At 67.3% G+C, this 495-nt stretch carries 3 pseudogenes; all 3 read left to right on the top strand.

Annotation, left to right across the window (positions count from 1 at the left end):
- Nucleotides 1-130 precede the first annotated feature (130 nt).
- Nucleotides 131-268 (top strand): annotated as a pseudogene (locus ABGA94_RS12490) (glycosyltransferase family 1 protein); the annotation flags it as partial.
- Nucleotides 244-384: pseudogene (locus ABGA94_RS12485) on the top strand (LysR family transcriptional regulator); the annotation flags it as partial. The pseudogenes ABGA94_RS12490 and ABGA94_RS12485, both read left to right, overlap by 25 nt.
- Nucleotides 372-495, top strand: a pseudogene (locus tag ABGA94_RS12480) (DUF4194 domain-containing protein); the annotation flags it as partial. The pseudogenes ABGA94_RS12485 and ABGA94_RS12480, both read left to right, overlap by 13 nt.

Raw genomic sequence — 495 nt, 5'->3', positions numbered from 1 at the left:
GGCGCACGCGGTAGTAGGTGAAGCGCATGCCAAGGTGGGTACGGTTCACCCATTCGGCGACGTCGTTGTAATGCTTGTCGTCGACCAGCAGCGACAGCGCGAAGCCACCCAGCACGCGCTCGATGGCACCCTGCCAGCCCCGATCCGGCTGGGCCGCCATTGGCAGAATCAGCGTCCGGATGCGGTCTACATCGCCACAGAAGGTCCACTCGGCTGGTCGGCACTGCGTACCGCACGTCGCCTCGGCATTCCGGTCGCCAGCGGCTGGTCACCTGTGCATCGCCAGCGTACCTGCAGGCACATGGCACCCCGCACACCGTTGAGGAACTGGCACAGCACCGCAGCATCGTCGGCTTCCGCCACGGCCAGCCGGTGGCGTGGCGTTCACCCGCCAGGCCGATACCGAAGACGTCGATGCGCCGGTGCTGCTGCGCACCTCGCCGCTGACCTTCATCGACTCGGTGCTGCTGCTGTACCTGCGCCAGCAGCTGGCCG

Source organism: Stenotrophomonas sp. 3diitr2024 (assembly GCF_042136455.1).
GTDB classification, from domain to species: domain Bacteria; phylum Pseudomonadota; class Gammaproteobacteria; order Xanthomonadales; family Xanthomonadaceae; genus Stenotrophomonas; species Stenotrophomonas sepilia.
The sequence above is the reverse complement of the archived record's forward strand: the minus strand, read 5'-3'. Positions and strand labels throughout refer to the sequence as shown.